The organism is Vibrio sp. 811 (assembly GCF_033339195.1).
In genome coordinates this window covers 1-675 of sequence record NZ_JAWOUB010000455.1, presented here as the reverse complement: position 1 = coordinate 675, position 675 = coordinate 1, and the positions used below count along the sequence as shown (strand labels likewise).

Here is a 675-nt window from a genome sequence, read left to right as displayed (position 1 = left end):
AACGTACTGACCGGCGAGCGCTACAAGAGCATCACTACAGAAACCGCTGGTGTTCTCAAAGGTGAGTACGGTGCCGCTCCTGCGGCAGTGAATGCCGATCTACAAGCTAAAGTCCTTGAAGGTAAAGATCCAATTACGTGTCGTCCTGCTGATTTGTTAGAGTCAGAAATGGAAGCTCTCACGGTGGATTTAATGGATAAGGCTCAATCTGAAGGCATTAAGCTTGCGAGTGAACGCGTTGATGACGTACTTACTTATGCGTTGTTCCCTCAAGTTGGTCTGAAGTTCCTTAAAAACCGTGGTAACCCTGACGCTTTTGAACCAGCACCTACATTGGAAAGTGCAAAACCAGTTGCAGCGCCAGCTGCTCCAGTCGCGTCTGGTAGCGTAGAAACTTACAGTGTTCGCGTTGATGGACAAGTCTACGAAGTTGAAGTGGGGCCAAAAGGACAATTGACTTCTGTGACGCCAAGTTCAGCTTCTGCACCAGTGGCCGCTCCCGTTGCTCCTGTGACGGCAAATGCGGAATCGGTTCCTGCACCGCTTGCAGGAAACATCTTTAAAGTGAACGTTCAGCCGGGTGCTGAAGTCGCAGAAGGTGATGTCCTACTGATCCTTGAAGCAATGAAGATGGAAACGGAAGTTCGTGCAGCTCGCGGTGGTATCGTTCAAGAA

At 49.9% G+C, this 675-nt stretch carries 1 protein-coding gene; it reads left to right on the top strand.

The genetic code is table 11. From position 1 onward, the window contains the following. Nucleotides 1-675, top strand: a 675-nt coding sequence (locus R7Q46_RS27450) for a biotin/lipoyl-containing protein (protein WP_318078313.1), incomplete at both ends; no start/stop codon positions are given.